We start from the raw sequence: 16181 nt of genomic DNA on the forward strand, positions 1-16181 counted from the left end.
CAGAAAAAGCACAGGCAAAATCAGCAGCTCGAATCAGTAGAGTAGGATTTACTATCCTTCCTCAAAAAGAAACTGAATACACAAAAACGCCTGTTTAGAGATAAAAACTCTATTCAGGCGTTTTGTATTATATGTCCGTTAATTTTCAGGATAAATCAAAACATTATCGACGAATATCCTGCAACGTACTGTGAACATACCACCGATACTTACTTTAATATTTTCTGTACATCCATTACTGCGCTTTAAACTCCCGGTCAAAATCCCTCGCAGGGTAAAACCGACCTGTTCGTCCTGCAATGTACCATCAACATATAATCTTTCCCCATTAAACCATGTATTCACTACCTGAATGTGGTGCCCTTCGTATGTAACTTCGAAGGTTTTCTTCATTTAAGCCTGCCCCCATCCGAAACTATAATAGAAATTTCTAACCAGAGTGGCATGATTTATTGAAAAATAACATACCAATCTATACGAAAATTGATATGTTATTAAACCTGTTATGTTGTGTTTTCTCCATTGAAAGTAAAGTAGTTACGACTGAATACCAAAAAACTTTTTCGCATTCTCCGTAGTCGTTTCCGCTACTTCCTCGTAAGATAACTCTTTCAACTCCGCAATCTGTTCGGCGACCAGCTTCACCCACGCAGGTTCATTCCTTTTGCCGCGATTCGGATGAGGAGCAAGGAAAGGGGCATCCGTTTCCACGAGCAGATGTTTCATGTCTACAGCTTTTGCCACTTCTTTCGGGAGCGTAGCGTTTTTGAACGTGACCGGGCCTCCGAGAGAGATCATAAAGTTCATGTCTATCGCACGCTCCGCATATTCTACGGGGCCGTTGTAACAGTGCATAATACCGCCAACATCCTCTGCATTTTCCTGCTCGAGAACTTCGATGATATCTTCTGTCGCCTCCCGGTTATGGATGATAATCGGCAGATTCACCCGTTTCGCAAGAGCAATCTGTTTTTTGAACACTTCTTTCTGTACGTCTTCCGGTGATTTATCCCAGTGATAATCAAGACCCATTTCACCGATCGCCACTACTTTCGGGTGGTCCGCAAGACTCTCAATCCATTCGAGATCTTCTTCCGTCATATCGACAGCATCCACCGGGTGCCAGCCGACAGCGGCGTAAATGTTCTCATCGCTCTCCGCTATTTCCAGAGCTTTCGGAATCGTTTTCCGGTCAAATCCGACGACTGTCATATATTCAACACCCGCTTCCCGGGCCCGGCGTATCGTTTCGTCCCGGTCTTCCTCAAACTGATCGGCGTTCAGGTGTACGTGTGTATCGAACAACATATTGTGTTTCCTCCTTCCGGATATTCATGACAAAGATTCAGGGGCAAAACAAAAAGATAACAAAAGAACAGCACGTCGCCTCCCACGGGCCCGGCCTCAACTTGTGCCGACGCCTCAGGAGTCTCCGTGCTGTTCTTCAAAAAATTCGGAAACCGGCGGGAACATCCGCTTCCCGTTATCTGTTTTATCCCGAACGTTTTCTCAGGTTACTTTGGCTCCGTTTGCCAGCGTCTGATCGACGGAAGCGAGTGACAAATTACCGGACTCGTCTTCTCCGGCAAGAATCATACCTTCCGACAGTTCTCCGCGAAGTTTCACAGGTTTCAGGTTACGAATGCATATAACCTTGCGACCTTTCAGATCTTCCGGACTGTAGTATTCGGCAATCCCCGATACGACCTGGCGTTCTTCATACCCGAGATCGAGCTGAATTTTCAGCAGTTTGTTCGCCTTTTTGACAGGAACCGCTTTTTTCACTTCGGCTACGCGGAAGTCGAACTGCTGGAAGTCATCGAAGGTTACTTCCGGCAGGTCCTCGGGCTTTTCCGGTCCTGCCGAAGGTTTCCTCATCATATCCTTGATGATTTGCGTCTCTTCCTCCACATCCAGTCTCGGGAAAATCGGTTCCGCTTTTTGAACTTCCGTCCCTTCGCTGATGTAATTGAAATCATCAAGTGTCTTCCATTCTTTCCCGGCAGGATCTGTGAGACCGAGCTGCTCAAACATACGCTCCGGCGTGTTCGTCATGAACGGCCGTAGCATAATGCCGATATGACGCAGTGAAGCTGCCAGGTGGGCCATCACGTTACCGAGACGTTCCCTCTGATCCTCGTCTTTTGCAAGAATCCACGGAGTCGTTTCGTCGATATATTTATTCGTACGGCTTATAAATTTCCAAAGTTCACCGAGGGCCACGGAGAATTCCATCTGTTCCAGGCTCTCTTCTACGTTCGTTTTCGTCTCCATAGCCATTCTTTCGAGATCTTCCTCCAGGCCGGTCTCTCCCGGTACAAGCGCCGGGATCCGTCCGTCGAAGTACTTGTTGATCATGGCGACCGTACGGTTCAGCAGGTTACCGAGGTCATTGGCCAGATCGTAATTCGTACGCTCGACGAAAGCCTCCGGTGTGAACACTCCGTCCGACCCGAACGGCACTTCGCGGAGAAGATAGTAGCGGAGTGCATCAAGACCGTATCTGTCACTGAGCTGGACAGGGTCCACGACGTTTCCTTTGGATTTCGACATCTTTCCATCCTTCATCAGAATCCAGCCGTGCGCAAACACCTGTTTCGGAAGCGGAAGATCGAGAGCCATAAGCATGATCGGCCAATAGATCGTATGGAAACGGACGATTTCCTTCCCGACCAGCTGTACATCGGCAGGCCAGTACTTGCGGAACCGCTCGTCATCATCCGTATCGTACCCGAGGGCCGTAATGTAGTTACTGAGCGCATCGATCCACACGTAAATTACGTGTTTCTCATTGCCCGGCACCCCGATACCCCAGTCGAACGTAGTCCGGGAAATAGCGAGATCTTCAAGCCCCGGCTTAATGAAGTTATTGATCATTTCATTTTTCCGGCTTTCCGGCTGGATGAATTTCGGGTTGTCTTCATAGAACTTAAGAAGGCGGTCGGCATACTTGCTCATCTCAAAGAAATAGGATTCCTCTTTCACTTTCTCAACCGGGGCGCCGCAGTCCGGACAGTGCGCTTCATCAAGCTGACGTTCCGTGAAGAAGGACTCACAGGAAGTACAGTACCATCCTTCGTACTCCCCGAGGTAAATATCCCCTTTTTCCATGAGGTAATCGAAAATTTTAGCTACTACCTGCTTATGCCGCTCCTCGGTAGTTCTGATGAAATCATCGTAAGAGATATCAAGTTTCTTCCATAGATCCTGAATACCGCCAACGATTTCATCTACATACTCAATCGGGCTTACTCCCTTTTCTTCGGCTTTACGCTGAATTTTCTGGCCGTGTTCATCCGTTCCGGTCAGATACATCACGTCATATCCGCGCAGTCGTTTGTAGCGGGCCATTGCATCCCCGGCTACCGTGGTATAAGCATGTCCGATATGAAGATTACCGCTCGGGTAATAAATCGGTGTCGTAATATAAAATGTATTTTTCTCCTCAGGCATACAGGCCCCTCCTTATAATTACGAGACTTCTTATAAATAGTCATTCCTAACTTTAAAATATACCGAAAATAGGTCCGCCCTGTCAAAAAATCGGGGTTTATTAAGGATACACCCTCCCTTCCCGAAACAGGTATAGACACCCGTATACAGACATGTAAAAGTTTTTTCGTTATTTAGAACATGCTAATTGACATGATTGGCAAACTTTGGTATTATGATTCTGAACCATCGTCGAAATCAGACGACTAACTTTTGAAGTAAGGGGAGAGAAACATTATGAAATCTACTGGAATCGTCCGTAAAGTGGACGAACTGGGACGCGTCGTTATTCCTATCGAATTACGCCGTACCCTGGACATCAATGAGAAAGATGCGTTGGAGATATACGTAGACGACGACCGCATCGTTCTTAAGAAATACCAGCCATCCATGGCTTGTCAGGTCACCGGGGAAGTGGCTGATGACAACATTAAGCTCGCAGGCGGCAATCTGGTTCTCAGTAAAGAAGGCGCCGAACAGCTGGTCAAAGAAATCCAGAGCAAGTTCTGATTTTAAGACCTCTTTTTAAAAAAGAAAGCACTTTTACCAACACAGAGAGAAGGTAAAAGTGCTTTCTTTTTTATTTTTTAATCCTCTTCCACGTGGTAAGCCCGGTACACTTCGCGTTTCGGCATACCTCGCTCCACCGCTACTTTTTTGACGGCTTCTTTGTCTCTCATCCCTTCCTCCACGTAGGATCCGACGTGTTCCTCCAGAGTGAGCGAATCCCACCAGGACGATTTCTCTTCCTCTTCGCCTCCTTCGACCACGATACAGAACTCGCCTTTCAGTTCCGTTTCCTGCACCCGGGTGAGGACGTCGGAGAGATCTCCCCGCAGAAACTCCTCATACTGTTTCGTCAGTTCGCGGGCAAAAGAAACGCGACGATCACCGAACACCTCGTATAAATCCTGCGTCATCTGTTTCAGACGGTGGGGAGATTCATAAAATACCATCGTTTCCGGAAAGCTCTTCCACTTTTCCAGTTCCTTCACTCTGTCCTTCTTTTTCCGGGGTAAAAATCCGTAGTAAAAGAAGTGGTCCGCCGGCAGCCCCGAACCGACCAGGGCGACGAGTGCCGCGTTGGCGCCGGGAAGTACGACGACCGGAATATCTTCTGCCACAGCCTGACTTATGATCTCCTCCCCGGGATCCGAAATCCCCGGCATTCCGGCATCACTGACCAGCGCTACGGAAAGGCCGTCCCCGAGCCAGGCGATCAGTTCCTCCGCCCGGTTTTTCCGGTTATGTTCGTGGTAACTGATCAGAGGGGTGTCAATATCATAGTGCCGGGTCAATTTCTTCGTGTTGCGGGTATCTTCCGCTGCAATCTTATCGACCGACTGTAACGTATGCACGGCCCGGTACGTCATATCCTCGAGATTCCCGATCGGGGTCGGAACGATGTACAACGTACCTTCCTCCTTATTTCCCCGGAAACTTTTTTGCGTCTTCATCCTTCATCCACTCCCTGTATAAGCTTTTCCTTGGCTGTGCGGGACAGTTTTTTTATTCTGTATTCTTCCCGGAGGGCCTCGCTTTTCGTCGAAAATATTTTCGTATAGACGACTTCAAAAGGAGCTCTGCCTCTCGTATACTTCGCTCCCTGTCCTGCCTCATGTTTTTTCAGACGTGCGGGAAGGTTGTTCGTGTATCCTGTATACAGCGTGTGATCCCGGCACTTGAGGACGTAGACGATGTGCTCATCCATACAGCATCTGTTCCGCTTCGTGCGTGTAATTACCGTCTTCCTCATATACATAGAGAGGAGGCAGAACACTGAGACCCGGGTTTCCGTCCCGTACCCCTTCGATCAGCAGCATATTCGCTTCTTTCTTCGCATTCGGATAAACGAAACGGACCCGCTTCGGTTCCAGTTTATACTTGCGGAACGCCTCGATGATTTCGACGAAACGTTCGGGCCGGTGAACCATAGCTACTTTTCCGCCGGATTTTGCCAGTCGGGAGGATGCTTCCACCACTTCTTCAAGCGTACAGGCGACTTCGTGACGTGCGATCTTCAAATGTTCATTTTCGTTCCTCATTACGCCATCCGTCGTCTTGAAGTACGGCGGATTCACGGTTACAAGATCGAATTTATCATTTTTGAAATAAGCCGGCATCTCCCTCAGATCTCCGTGGATCATGGACACCTGCTCTGCCGCTCTGTTCAGCTCCACATTCCGGACGGCCATGTCATACAGCCGCTCCTGAATCTCCACGCCGGTGATCGGCACGTTGGAGTGGTTAAGGAAAAAGAGGGGCAGCACCCCGTTCCCGGTACATAAATCAAGAATCTTCCCCTTCGTCCGCGGAAGAGAGGCGAATCTCGCCAGAAAAGCGGCATCCAGAGAGAATGCGAATACGCTCGGGCTCTGTATAATTCGTCTGTTTTCTTCTGCAAGCAGATAATCTATTCTTTCGTCTTCGTATAAGTGAACCACGTTCCCGTTTCCTCCCGCCTGATATGAATAAAGAAAAGAGGACCCCCCTGCACCCAGGGGAGTCCCGAAATAACTAACTGCGGTTTAAGAAAGAGAGACAGAACAGACAATCTTCGTCTCTTGGGCTTCCGAAATGCAGATTACATATGTGAAAGCCTTCTTCGTAAAGACGGGCTAAATTGTCGTAGCCTTCTCCGACTACGGGCCGGACAGGCACACCGCCCCCCTCTGCCGCTTCTCTTTCGGCATTTTCCCGATCGAGACGCTGCCGCAGGTGATGGTTTTCGATAGAGAGATGCTGGTTCTCTTCAATCAGCATAGCCAGCTGCTCCTTCAGGTCCCCAAGCTGTTGGTGAAGATCCCCGATCTGTGATTCCAAATGAGTGAACTTTTCAATCACATTTTTCTTATTCAGTGTCCCTCTCTCCTTGCTACTCTGCACCATTTGTTTCAAGCACTCCTTCATCTATCAGTTCCTGAAGGGAGTACTCCAAAGCATTTTCCTGATCTTTGAACTCAATCTGTACAACACGCTCAAGCATATTCAGCCCTACGACCTTCCCGTCGCCGAGAGACGTGGAAATACGTTCTCCGAGGTCCGGCAAGACACGTTTCGCCTCTTCGTAGTCGTCGTTTTCGTATTTCAGACAGCACATCAGACGACCGCAGAGACCGGAAATTTTAGCCGGATTCAGGGAGAGGTTCTGGTCTTTCGCCATTTTTATGGAAACGGGCTCGAAGTCCCCGAGAAACGTGGAACAGCACAGCATACGACCGCATGGGCCTATGCCTCCGAGCATTTTCGCTTCATCTCTTACCCCGATTTGACGCAGTTCGATGCGCGTACGGAAAACGGAGGCGAGGTCTTTGACGAGATTTCGGAAATCCACCCGTCCATCCGCCGTAAAATAAAAGATCACTTTATTGCGATCAAATGTATATTCAACTTCCACCAGATTCATATCCAGCTTATGTTCCTTAATCTTCTTCTCACATGTATCATAGGCTTCCTGTGCTTGGACTTTATTCTCCTGGACAGTGAGCTTATCCTTCTCGTCGGCTTCCCGGATGACTTGTTTTAACGGAAGAACTACATCTTCTTCGTCTACCGTGCGGTTGGAGATGGCGACTTTCGCAAACTCAATGCCTCTCACCGTTTCGACAATGACGTAATCACTCGTCGTCAACTTCAAGTTACCAGGAGCGAAAAAATAAACTTTTCCTGCCTGCTTAAAGCGCACACCTACTACTTCGACCATTACGGATCAACACCTTTGCAATTGAAGTGTAAGTTGTTCCATCACGAGTGTGGGGTGAACGTTCTGGTGTATGTGACGTTTCGCCTCCATAATTCCGGACATACAGGAGGTGACTTGTGCACGGGACCACCGCATCATCGCCTGTTCTCTCTTCTCCTGTTCCTGAATGAATACGACAGCTTCTTCACGGGCGAGGTGTTCGTGAAGAATGTCCTTATACCATAGCATGAGGACGTCCAGGCCGCGCTGAAGCGTATCCTTTTCGGAAAAATGAGGCATCCACTGATGATTGACAAACAATAGTGCTTCATTCGGTTTCGATTGAAGTACTTCCGTCAATTGTATCACTAATTTTCGAGCATTGGCAAACCAGTCTCCCTCAAGCATTTCCTTCGCTTCTTCCGCGTTATTCGTCAGTTCGCTCAAAAGGAAAGCGTTCGACTTCGAAATGCCCTCCTCCATCAGATAATCCCTCATCCTTTCATGATTCAAAGGCTGGAAGGCGATCTGCTGACACCTCGAACGGATGGTCTGCAGAATCGCTTCACTGTTTTCCGTCAGGAGAATCGCCGTAGTATCCCTTCCCGGTTCTTCCAGGAATTTCAACAGACGGTTCGAAGCGTTGACCGTCATTAAATCGGCGGACTCCACAACGTAGATTTTCCGGTCGGATTCAAGGCCTGTATACGTGAATTCTTTCTGCAGTTCGAGAATCTGTTCTTTTTTGATCGAGGCTCCATCCGGTATGATCCAGTGCAGGTCCGGATGATTCCCGGAGTCGATGCGCCGGCACTCCCGGCATTCCTGACACGGTTCTGTATCTGCGGTATACGGACAGAAAAGCGTTTTTGCCAGAAGACGGGCGGCTTCACGCTTCCCGGTCCCCCGATGGCCGTAAAAAAGATAGGCATGCGCCATTCTGTCTTTATCATAACTGTTCATAAGCATCTGTGCCGCAAGCGGCTGCATTTCTTTCAGTTGGCTCCAACGTTCCATCTCTGTCCGCCCTTACGTATATAAATTGATTAACAGACCCTTTATTTCACCGATCAGGCCTAAAAGATCCATCTTACTGTCTTCCCGGGTCATCACGGCTTCCGTCAGTTCAGCAAGCTTCTCATCCACTTCTTCCACGATCGTCAGCTTCCGGTTCTGGCCGGATCGGCTCCAGCTGTGCGAATGCTTCAGATTCATTCCGTACTGTACGGATTCTTTCACGAACTCACGGATCATCTTTTTATATTTGGCAAGTTCCCGGAAGGAACGATTGCGGGCGAGTCTTTCTCCCTGGGCGGAGATCCCCGCCAGCAGCCGGTTCAACTGTTCTTTCTGCAGCTGACCTGTCTCTGTACGTACCAGTGACTCGAAAGACCGGGCTTTCGCTCCCGTCCGCGCATCCTGCTTATACTGTGTTTCCATCTGAACGCGCATATCCTGACTTATTTTCATAAAAGCGCTCCCTCACTCAATTTAAAAGTGGAAAAACGATTCGACGGGAAGAACGAATACGTTGGCTCCTCCAACTTCCACCTTCACCGGTTTCGGAATGTAGGAGTCCGCGTTCCCTCCCATCGGGGAGATCGGCGCTACCATCTGGTCCCGTTTTGAACAGTTCTCTTCGATGATTTCAAGCACGTGGTCCACCTGTCCGTCATCCACCCCGATCATAAGCGTTGTGTTCCCCTCTCTGAGAAATCCACCCCGGGTAGCCAGTTTCGTAGATTTATAATCGTGTTCCGAAAGGGCGTCTGTCAGCCGGTTCGTATCTTTGTCCTGTACAATCGCCATAATCAACTTCATCGTTCTGCCTCCTCATATTTTTTAGTAGAACTGAATCACTGTCTGTTCGTGTGTCGACGCAGGGCCTGACGGGCTGCTTCGGTCACTTTTTCAAGAGACTGATCGGCATCGATTCTCTCCACCCTGTCCGGGTACCTTGCGACGAGTTCGAGATAAGCTTCGTATACTTTCCGGTGGAAATCGATGTCTTCGAGATCAAGCCGATTCTTCTCTCTCGTATCATTGGCATCGATTCTCGCAAGTCCGCGTTCCGGGGTGATATCAAAAAACAGGGTGACATCCGGCATCCACTCTTCTATGGCGAATTCATTGATCGCCATCACTTCGGAAATGCCGAGCCCTCGTCCGACCCCCTGATATACGAGACTTGAATCGACGAAGCGGTCACAAAGGACGATCTTACCTTCTTTCAGGGCAGGAATCACTTTTTCCGTCAGATGCTGACGCCTGGCAGCGGCATAAAGAAGCGCCTCTGTCCTTGCATCCATTTCCCTGTGGACGGGGTCGAGGATGACGTCACGTATTTTTTCGGATATCCGGATCCCTCCCGGCTCTCTCGTTGCGAGTACGTCATACCCCTGATTTTCGAACTCTTCGTGAAGAAGCTTGAGGACCGTCGTTTTTCCGGCTCCTTCGCCTCCTTCAAATGTAATGAACATACTTAGTCACGACCATTCTTCCTGAAATATAGTTACTGCTTTTTCTATGTTTTCATTTTGAAATACTGCTTTATTCTCTATGAGCGTGCGAATGTGTTCCACCTGTTCCTGCCTGATCCTCTCTCCTTTAAGGATAAGAGGGATGCCCGGCGGATAGGGGATGACCGCTTCAGCAGCTATGTGCTCCACTGCATTTTCGAGTGGAAGACAGGTCTGTTGCAGATCTTCCATCTCTTCATACTGTGCATCGAGCTGTTGAACAGGGGGGAAAGATATATTGTTATCTATTATTTTATCATGCTTTTCCCGTTTTTGTAATAATCGTGCCACTTCATAAAAGGCTGCCTTATCATTTTCCCAGCTTTCCGGACGTTCCAGCCCGAATGTCAGAAGCACCCCGGTATTCGTGGCCATTTCCGCATATATCCCCTGCTCTTCAAGCATAGAAGCGAGAGTGAACCCGTCCACTCTGCGCGGCTTCAATTCCACTTTCAGGGGATCGTCCTGTGGCGAAGCAGGCAGGACCTCCCATCCGTCGCAGCAGGCGTCCAGTTCTTCCCTTACTTCATCGAGAAATGTTAACAGACCGTCCTCTTTCCACATCGCCATATATCTCCGGCATAAGTCCAGGCTCACCATAACGGGATAAGAGGGGCTGCTTGACTGTACGACCTGGAGCATGTAACTCAGGCGTTTTTCCGGTACAAGAGGTCCCTGAGTATGTAAATAAGCTCCCATAGTCATGGCGGGAGCCATTTTATGAGCAGACTGTACCACTATATCCGCACCCGCTGCAAGCGCAGTATCGGGAAAGTCACGGTGAAGGGAGAAATGTACGCCATGAGCCTCGTCTACGAGTACCGGCTTGCCCGCTTCATGTACGAGTGAGGTTATCGCTGAAAGATTGAACGTATGACCGAAATAATCCGGGTACGTCACAATGACCGCCACTGCCTCCGGAAATTGTCGCAACCCTTCCCGCACTCTTTCCGGCGTCAGGCTGCTGTACTTTCCGGTTCTCGCGTCCCATTCCGGAGCCAAAAACACGGGCTTGGCCCCGGCCAGTTCTATACCGTGGAGTATGGATTTATGGGCGTTTCTCTGTACGAGAACGGGACTTCCTCTCCGGCATACCGCAAGGATCATAGCCAGATTTCCCGAAGTGCTTCCATTCACGAGAAAGCGGGTCTTTTCACTTTTAAAGTAAAGACGAGCCAGTTCTTCCGCTTCTTTGATCGCTCCGCGGGGGGAATGGAGATCATCAAGACCGGGAATTTCTGTCGTATCCATTTCCAGCACTTCACGGAAGACCTCCCGAGCCTCCGTATCAAAGACAGTCCCGTTTTTGTGGCCGGGCACGTGGTAGCTTCCGGCTTTTCCGTGGCGGTACTGCTTTACAGCTTCCCAAAGAGGGGCTTTTTCATGTCGAGTCATTTGTGCTCTCCCTTTCTTTTCTCCACTAATCATAACAAAGAAAAAGACTGCCTTCTACACAAGCAGAAAGCAGTCTTCCTCCTCCCTTCCGGGAGCGCCGGGTCTTACCTATACAAAAGAAGCCCAGAGGGGGTGGCCTCTGGGCTTCTGACAATGTGGCAGCGCCCTACTCTTGCGGGGGGTAACCCCGACTACCATCGGCGCGGAAGAACTTAACTTCTGTGTTCGGCATGGGAACAGGTGTGACCTCTTCGCTCTTGCCACCACATCTATGAAGGAATGAACCTTCAAAACTGGATAAGAAACATACGACCAACGTATAGAGAAGATCTCGATGGATTAGTATCCGTCTGCTGCACGTGTCGCCACGCTTCCACACCGGACCTATCAACCTCTTCGTCTCAGAGGCATCTCTGTAAAGGGAAATCTCATCTCAAGGGGGGCTTCATGCTTAGATGCTTTCAGCACTTATCCCGTCCACACGTAGCTACCCAGCAATGCTCCTGGCGGAACAACTGGTACACCAGCGGTGTGTCCATCCCGGTCCTCTCGTACTAAGGACAGCTCCTTTCAAATTTCCAACGCCCACGACGGATAGGGACCGAACTGTCTCACGACGTTCTGAACCCAGCTCGCGTACCGCTTTAATGGGCGAACAGCCCAACCCTTGGGACCGACTACAGCCCCAGGATGCGATGAGCCGACATCGAGGTGCCAAACCTCCCCGTCGATGTGGACTCTTGGGGGAGATAAGCCTGTTATCCCCGGGGTAGCTTTTATCCGTTGAGCGACGGCCCTTCCATGCGGTACCGCCGGATCACTAAGTCCGACTTTCGTCCCTGCTCGACTTGTAGGTCTCGCAGTCAAGCTCCCTTGTGCCTTTACACGCTGCGAATGATTTCCAACCATTCTGAGGGAACCTTTGAGCGCCTCCGTTACTTTTTGGGAGGCGACCGCCCCAGTCAAACTGCCCACCTGACACTGTCTCCGGACCGGATCACGGTCCTGGGTTAGAATGTCCGTACCGCCAGGGTGGTATCCCACGGGCGCCTCCACCGAAGCTTGCGCTCCGGTTTCGATGGCTCCCACCTATCCTGTACAAGCGATACCAACATTCAATATCAGGCTACAGTAAAGCTCCACGGGGTCTTTCCGTCCTGTCGCGGGTAATGCGCATCTTCACGCATCGTATAATTTCACCGGGTCTCTCGTTGAGACAGTGCCCAAGTCGTTGCACCTTTCGTGCGGGTCGGAACTTACCCGACAAGGAATTTCGCTACCTTAGGACCGTTATAGTTACGGCCGCCGTTTACTGGGGCTTCGGTTCAACGCTTCGCTTACGCTAACGCATCCCTTTAACCTTCCAGCACCGGGCAGGTGTCAGCCCCTATACTTCACCTTACGGTTTCGCAGAGACCTGTGTTTTTGGTAAACAGTCGCTTGGGCCTCTTCACTGCGGCTCCTCGGCAGAGGAGCACCCCTTCTCCCGAAGTTACGGGGTCATTTTGCCGAGTTCCTTAACGAGAGTTCTCCCGATCACCTTAGGATACTCTCCTCGCCTACCTGTGTTGGTTTGCGGTACGGGCACCCGCCATCCTCGCTAGAGGCTTTTCTTGGCAGTGTGAAATCAGGAGCTTCGATACTCATGTTCTCTCCCCATCACTGCTTGCACTTGCCGGACGGATTTGCCTATCCGACGCGCTCACAGCTTGGACGCACACATCCAATGGTGCGCTCTCCCTATCCTCCTGCGTCCCCCCGTTCGCTCGAACGGAGGCGGGTGGTACAGGAATCTCCACCTGTTGTCCATCGCCTACGCCTTTCGGCCTCGGCTTAGGTCCCGACTAACCCTGAGTGGACGAGCCTTCCTCAGGAACCCTTAGGCTTACGGTGAAAGAGATTCTCACTCTTTTTTCGCTACTTATACCGGCATTCTCACTTCCAGTCGCTCCACCAGTCCTCACGGTCTGACTTCACAGCTCCTGGAACGCTCTCCTACCACTTGCATCATCGATGCAAATCCGTAGCTTCGGTGGTGTGTTTAGCCCCGGTACATTTTCGGCGCAGCGTCACTCGACCAGTGAGCTATTACGCACTCTTTCAATGATAGCTGCTTCTAAGCTAACATCCTGGTTGTCTAAGCAACGCCACATCCTTTTCCACTTAACACACACTTAGGGACCTTAGCTGACGGTCTGGGCTGTTCCCCTCTTGACCATGAACCTTCTCACCCATGGTCTGACTCCTCGACGCGAGTCGCTGGCATTCGGAGTTTGACTGAACTCGGTAACCCGGTAGGGGCCCCTCATCCAATCAGTGCTCTACCTCCAGGACTCCTGGCCGAAGGCTAGCCCTAAAGCTATTTCGGAGAGAACCAGCTATCTCCGTGTTCGATTGGCATTTCACCCCTACCCACCCCTCATCCCCGTAATTTTCAACTTACGTGGGTTCGGGCCTCCAGTCAGTATTACCTGACCTTCACCCTGGAGATGGGTAGATCACACGGTTTCGGGTCTACGACCGTCTACTCGAGACGCCCTGTTCAGACTCGCTTTCGCTGCGGCTCCACACCTACGGTGCTTAACCTTGCAGCCGATCGTAACTCGCCGGTCCATTCTACAAAAGGTACGCCGTCACCCATTAACGGGCTCCGACTACTTGTAGGCACACGGTTTCAGGTTCTCTTTCACTCCCCTTCCGGGGTGCTTTTCACCTTTCCCTCACGGTACTGGTTCACTATCGGTTACCAGGGAGTATTTAGCCTTGGGAGATGGTCCTCCCGGATTCCGACGAAATTTCTCGTGTTTCGCCGTACTCAGGATCCACTCCGGAGGAGGGAGGATGTCGGCTACAGGGCTGTTACCTGCTATGGCTGGACGTTCCAGTCCGATTCGCCTATCCTCCCTCTTGGTAACTCCAAGGGAGTGTCCTACAACCCCAGAGAGCAAGCTCTCTGGTTTGGGCTGGTTCCGTTTCGCTCGCCGCTACTCGGGAAATCGCATTTGCTTTCCTCTCCTCCGGGTACTGAGATGTTTCAGTTCCCCGGGTCTACCTCCGACCACCTATGTATTCAGTGATCGGTACTGTCCCATAACGGACAGTGGGTTCCCCCATTCGGACATCTTCGGATCAACGCCTACTTACGGCTCCCCGAAGCATTTCGGTGTTTGTCCCGTCCTTCATCGGCTCCTGGTACCAAGGCATCCACCGTGCGCCCTTCATTTCTTCACTATACTAGTGAAAAGACGCTTCATTCTAAAATAAAGATCGATGTTGGTCCAGATCAATATCTTACGATATTGTCTGTTTGTTTCTTATCCAGTTTTCAAGGTTCAAAGAGAGCATAGATCTCTCAAAACTGAACATGTTTTAGCCATACGCCGGAGCGCTCCATAAGAGCGCCCGGTTCGTGCGGATCTTTCCCGTAAGGGGAAAGATCCGTTCCTATCCTTAGAAAGGAGGTGATCCAGCCGCACCTTCCGATACGGCTACCTTGTTACGACTTCACCCCAATCATTGGCCCCACCTTCGACGGCTGGCTCCTGTAAAGGTTACCTCACCGGCTTCGGGTGTTGCCAACTCTCGTGGTGTGACGGGCGGTGTGTACAAGGCCCGGGAACGTATTCACCGCAGCATGCTGATCTGCGATTACTAGCGATTCCGGCTTCATGCAGGCGAGTTGCAGCCTGCAATCCGAACTGAGAATGGGTTTCTCGGATTGGCTACCCCTCGCGGGTTCGCTTCCGTTTGTCCCATCCATTGTAGCACGTGTGTAGCCCAGGTCATAAGGGGCATGATGATTTGACGTCATCCCCGCCTTCCTCCGGTTTGTCACCGGCAGTCACCTTAGAGTGCCCAACTGAATGCTGGCAACTAAGATTAGGGGTTGCGCTCGTTGCGGGACTTAACCCAACATCTCACGACACGAGCTGACGACAACCATGCACCACCTGTCACTTGGTCCCCGAAGGGAACCTTCCATCTCTGGAAGTAGCCAAGGATGTCAAGACCTGGTAAGGTTCTTCGCGTTGCTTCGAATTAAACCACATGCTCCACCGCTTGTGCGGGCCCCCGTCAATTCCTTTGAGTTTCAGCCTTGCGGCCGTACTCCCCAGGCGGAGTGCTTAATGCGTTAACTTCAGCACTAAGGGGTGGAAGCCCCCTAACACCTAGCACTCAGCGTTTACGGCGTGGACTACCAGGGTATCTAATCCTGTTTGCTACCCACGCTTTCGCACCTCAGCGTCAGAAACCGACCAGAGAGTCGCCTTCGCCACTGGTGTTCCTCCACATATCTACGCATTTCACCGCTACACGTGGAATTCCACTCTCCTCTTCAGTTCTCAAGTTCCCCAGTTTCCAATGGCCATCCGTGGTTGAGCCACGGGCTTTCACATCAGACTTAAGGAACCGCCTGCGTGCCCTTTACGCCCAATAATTCCGGACAACGCTTGCCCCCTACGTATTACCGCGGCTGCTGGCACGTAGTTAGCCGGGGCTTCCTCGTGAGGTACCGTCAAGGGACCGCTCTGTTCGCACGATCCTTGTTCTTCCCTCACAACAGAATTTTACGATCCGAAGACCTTCATCATTCACGCGGCGTTGCTCCGTCAGACTTTCGTCCATTGCGGAAGATTCCCTACTGCTGCCTCCCGTAGGAGTCTGGGCCGTGTCTCAGTCCCAGTGTGGCCGATCACCCTCTCAGGTCGGCTACGCATCGTCGCCTTGGTGAGCCGTTACCTCACCAACCAGCTAATGCGCCGCGGGCCCATCTGTAAGCGATAGCCGCTAAGGCCATCCTTTTACCATCGGTTCAGGAGAACCGATTGATTATCCGGCATTAGCCCCGGTTTCCCGGGGTTATTCCGGTCTTACAGGCAGGTTGCCCACGTGTTACTCACCCGTCCGCCGCTCGTTCCACGAGCGTCCGCCCCGAAGGGCTTCAGCTCGCTTCCCGCGCTCGACTTGCATGTATTAGGCACGCCGCCAGCGTTCGTCCTGAGCCAGGATCAAACTCTCCATAAAAGAGATTGATTAGCTCAATCATAATTCGTTCAAAAAATTGACGCATGGCATAAAACATTGTTCAGTTT

14 protein-coding genes and 3 rRNA genes are annotated in these 16181 nt (G+C 50.8%); 1 reads left to right on the forward strand and 16 read right to left on the reverse strand.

Annotated elements, in window-relative coordinates; all coding sequences use genetic code 11:
• Window positions 1-138: 138 nt before the first annotated feature.
• From AAV35_RS13580 to metG, 3 genes are all read right to left on the reverse strand, one after another.
• Entirely contained in the window at window positions 139-393 is a 255-nt protein-coding gene (locus AAV35_RS13580; protein WP_008591358.1) for a hypothetical protein, read from the reverse strand.
• 144 nt (window positions 394-537) lie between these two features.
• Complete coding sequence (locus tag AAV35_RS13585; protein WP_008591356.1) at window positions 538-1308, reverse strand: TatD family hydrolase; 771 nt, start codon at window positions 1306-1308, stop codon at window positions 538-540.
• Between the two features lie 201 nt (window positions 1309-1509).
• The gene (gene metG / locus AAV35_RS13590; RefSeq protein ID WP_008591353.1) at window positions 1510-3453 is read right to left on the reverse strand and encodes a methionine--tRNA ligase; all 1944 of its coding nucleotides are present in this window, start codon (window positions 3451-3453) and stop codon (window positions 1510-1512) included.
• A gap of 276 nt (window positions 3454-3729) precedes the next feature.
• On the opposite strand from metG, the gene AAV35_RS13595 reads away from it, so the two are divergent.
• The gene (locus AAV35_RS13595) at window positions 3730-4002 is read left to right on the forward strand and encodes a transition state genes transcriptional regulator AbrB (protein ID WP_008591350.1); all 273 of its coding nucleotides are present in this window, start codon (window positions 3730-3732) and stop codon (window positions 4000-4002) included.
• Window positions 4003-4079: 77 nt separating this feature from the next.
• Here the strand turns inward: AAV35_RS13595 and rsmI are convergent, their stop codons facing one another.
• The 13 genes from rsmI to AAV35_RS13660 form a co-directional block, all read right to left on the reverse strand.
• Window positions 4080-4949, reverse strand: coding sequence for a 16S rRNA (cytidine(1402)-2'-O)-methyltransferase (rsmI, locus tag AAV35_RS13600; RefSeq protein WP_008591348.1), 870 nt, complete (start codon window positions 4947-4949; stop codon window positions 4080-4082).
• A complete protein-coding gene (locus tag AAV35_RS13605; RefSeq protein WP_008591345.1) occupies window positions 4946-5203 on the reverse strand; it encodes a GIY-YIG nuclease family protein in 258 nt (85 codons plus the stop codon). Before AAV35_RS13605 ends, rsmI begins: the two co-directional genes overlap by 4 nt.
• Window positions 5196-5936 carry a tRNA1(Val) (adenine(37)-N6)-methyltransferase gene (locus AAV35_RS13610; protein ID WP_008591342.1) on the reverse strand — a complete coding sequence of 247 codons (741 nt, stop codon included), beginning with the start codon at window positions 5934-5936 and terminating at the stop codon, window positions 5196-5198. Before AAV35_RS13610 ends, AAV35_RS13605 begins: the two co-directional genes overlap by 8 nt.
• A 73-nt stretch (window positions 5937-6009) precedes the next feature.
• On the reverse strand, window positions 6010-6351 hold the full coding sequence (yabA, locus tag AAV35_RS13615) for a DNA replication initiation control protein YabA (protein WP_040609641.1): 342 nt from the start codon (window positions 6349-6351) through the stop codon (window positions 6010-6012).
• Window positions 6352-6367: 16 nt separating this feature from the next.
• The gene (locus tag AAV35_RS13620) at window positions 6368-7195 is read right to left on the reverse strand and encodes a PSP1 domain-containing protein (protein WP_008591339.1); all 828 of its coding nucleotides are present in this window, start codon (window positions 7193-7195) and stop codon (window positions 6368-6370) included.
• Window positions 7196-7201: 6 nt separating this feature from the next.
• Window positions 7202-8191 carry a DNA polymerase III subunit delta' gene (holB, locus tag AAV35_RS13625; protein WP_008591337.1) on the reverse strand — a complete coding sequence of 330 codons (990 nt, stop codon included), beginning with the start codon at window positions 8189-8191 and terminating at the stop codon, window positions 7202-7204.
• Between the two features lie 12 nt (window positions 8192-8203).
• Window positions 8204-8644, reverse strand: coding sequence for a YaaR family protein (locus AAV35_RS13630; RefSeq protein ID WP_008591334.1), 441 nt, complete (start codon window positions 8642-8644; stop codon window positions 8204-8206).
• A 21-nt stretch (window positions 8645-8665) separates the two neighbouring features.
• On the reverse strand, window positions 8666-8995 hold the full coding sequence (locus tag AAV35_RS13635) for a cyclic-di-AMP receptor (protein ID WP_008591332.1): 330 nt from the start codon (window positions 8993-8995) through the stop codon (window positions 8666-8668).
• Between the two features lie 35 nt (window positions 8996-9030).
• Window positions 9031-9654, reverse strand: coding sequence for a dTMP kinase (tmk, locus tag AAV35_RS13640; RefSeq protein WP_008591330.1), 624 nt, complete (start codon window positions 9652-9654; stop codon window positions 9031-9033).
• Window positions 9655-9660: 6 nt separating this feature from the next.
• Window positions 9661-11088: an aminotransferase class I/II-fold pyridoxal phosphate-dependent enzyme gene (locus tag AAV35_RS13645; RefSeq protein WP_008591327.1), complete on the reverse strand. Its 1428-nt coding sequence runs from the start codon at window positions 11086-11088 to the stop codon at window positions 9661-9663.
• A gap of 153 nt (window positions 11089-11241) precedes the next feature.
• A 5S ribosomal RNA gene (rrf, locus tag AAV35_RS13650) occupies window positions 11242-11356 on the reverse strand.
• Window positions 11357-11407: 51 nt separating this feature from the next.
• Window positions 11408-14319: ribosomal RNA gene (locus AAV35_RS13655) — 23S ribosomal RNA — on the reverse strand.
• A gap of 223 nt (window positions 14320-14542) precedes the next feature.
• A 16S ribosomal RNA gene (locus AAV35_RS13660) occupies window positions 14543-16113 on the reverse strand.
• Together the 16S, 23S and 5S rRNA genes form the textbook arrangement of a ribosomal RNA operon.
• Window positions 16114-16181: the final 68 nt, after the last annotated feature.

The organism is Salimicrobium jeotgali (assembly GCF_001685435.2).
Classification (GTDB): domain Bacteria; phylum Bacillota; class Bacilli; order Bacillales; family Halobacillaceae; genus Salimicrobium; species Salimicrobium album.

Bases quoted from the DNA above. Each gene is read 5' to 3' on its own strand.
- rsmI (WP_008591348.1), bottom strand. From the start codon at position 4,949: ATGAAGACGCAAAAAAGTTTCCGGGGAAATAAGGAGGAAGGTACGTTG.
- AAV35_RS13620 (WP_008591339.1), bottom strand. From the start codon at position 7,195: ATGGTCGAAGTAGTAGGTGTGCGCTTTAAGCAGGCAGGAAAAGTTTAT.
- tmk (WP_008591330.1), bottom strand. From the start codon at position 9,654: ATGTTCATTACATTTGAAGGAGGCGAAGGAGCCGGAAAAACGACGGTC.
- holB (WP_008591337.1), bottom strand. From the start codon at position 8,191: ATGGAACGTTGGAGCCAACTGAAAGAAATGCAGCCGCTTGCGGCACAG.
- AAV35_RS13595 (WP_008591350.1), top strand. From the start codon at position 3,730: ATGAAATCTACTGGAATCGTCCGTAAAGTGGACGAACTGGGACGCGTC.
- AAV35_RS13630 (WP_008591334.1), bottom strand. From the start codon at position 8,644: ATGAAAATAAGTCAGGATATGCGCGTTCAGATGGAAACACAGTATAAG.
- AAV35_RS13605 (WP_008591345.1), bottom strand. From the start codon at position 5,203: ATGGATGAGCACATCGTCTACGTCCTCAAGTGCCGGGATCACACGCTG.
- AAV35_RS13645 (WP_008591327.1), bottom strand. From the start codon at position 11,088: ATGACTCGACATGAAAAAGCCCCTCTTTGGGAAGCTGTAAAGCAGTAC.
- AAV35_RS13580 (WP_008591358.1), bottom strand. From the start codon at position 393: ATGAAGAAAACCTTCGAAGTTACATACGAAGGGCACCACATTCAGGTA.
- metG (WP_008591353.1), bottom strand. From the start codon at position 3,453: ATGCCTGAGGAGAAAAATACATTTTATATTACGACACCGATTTATTAC.
- AAV35_RS13635 (WP_008591332.1), bottom strand. From the start codon at position 8,995: ATGAAGTTGATTATGGCGATTGTACAGGACAAAGATACGAACCGGCTG.
- AAV35_RS13585 (WP_008591356.1), bottom strand. From the start codon at position 1,308: ATGTTGTTCGATACACACGTACACCTGAACGCCGATCAGTTTGAGGAA.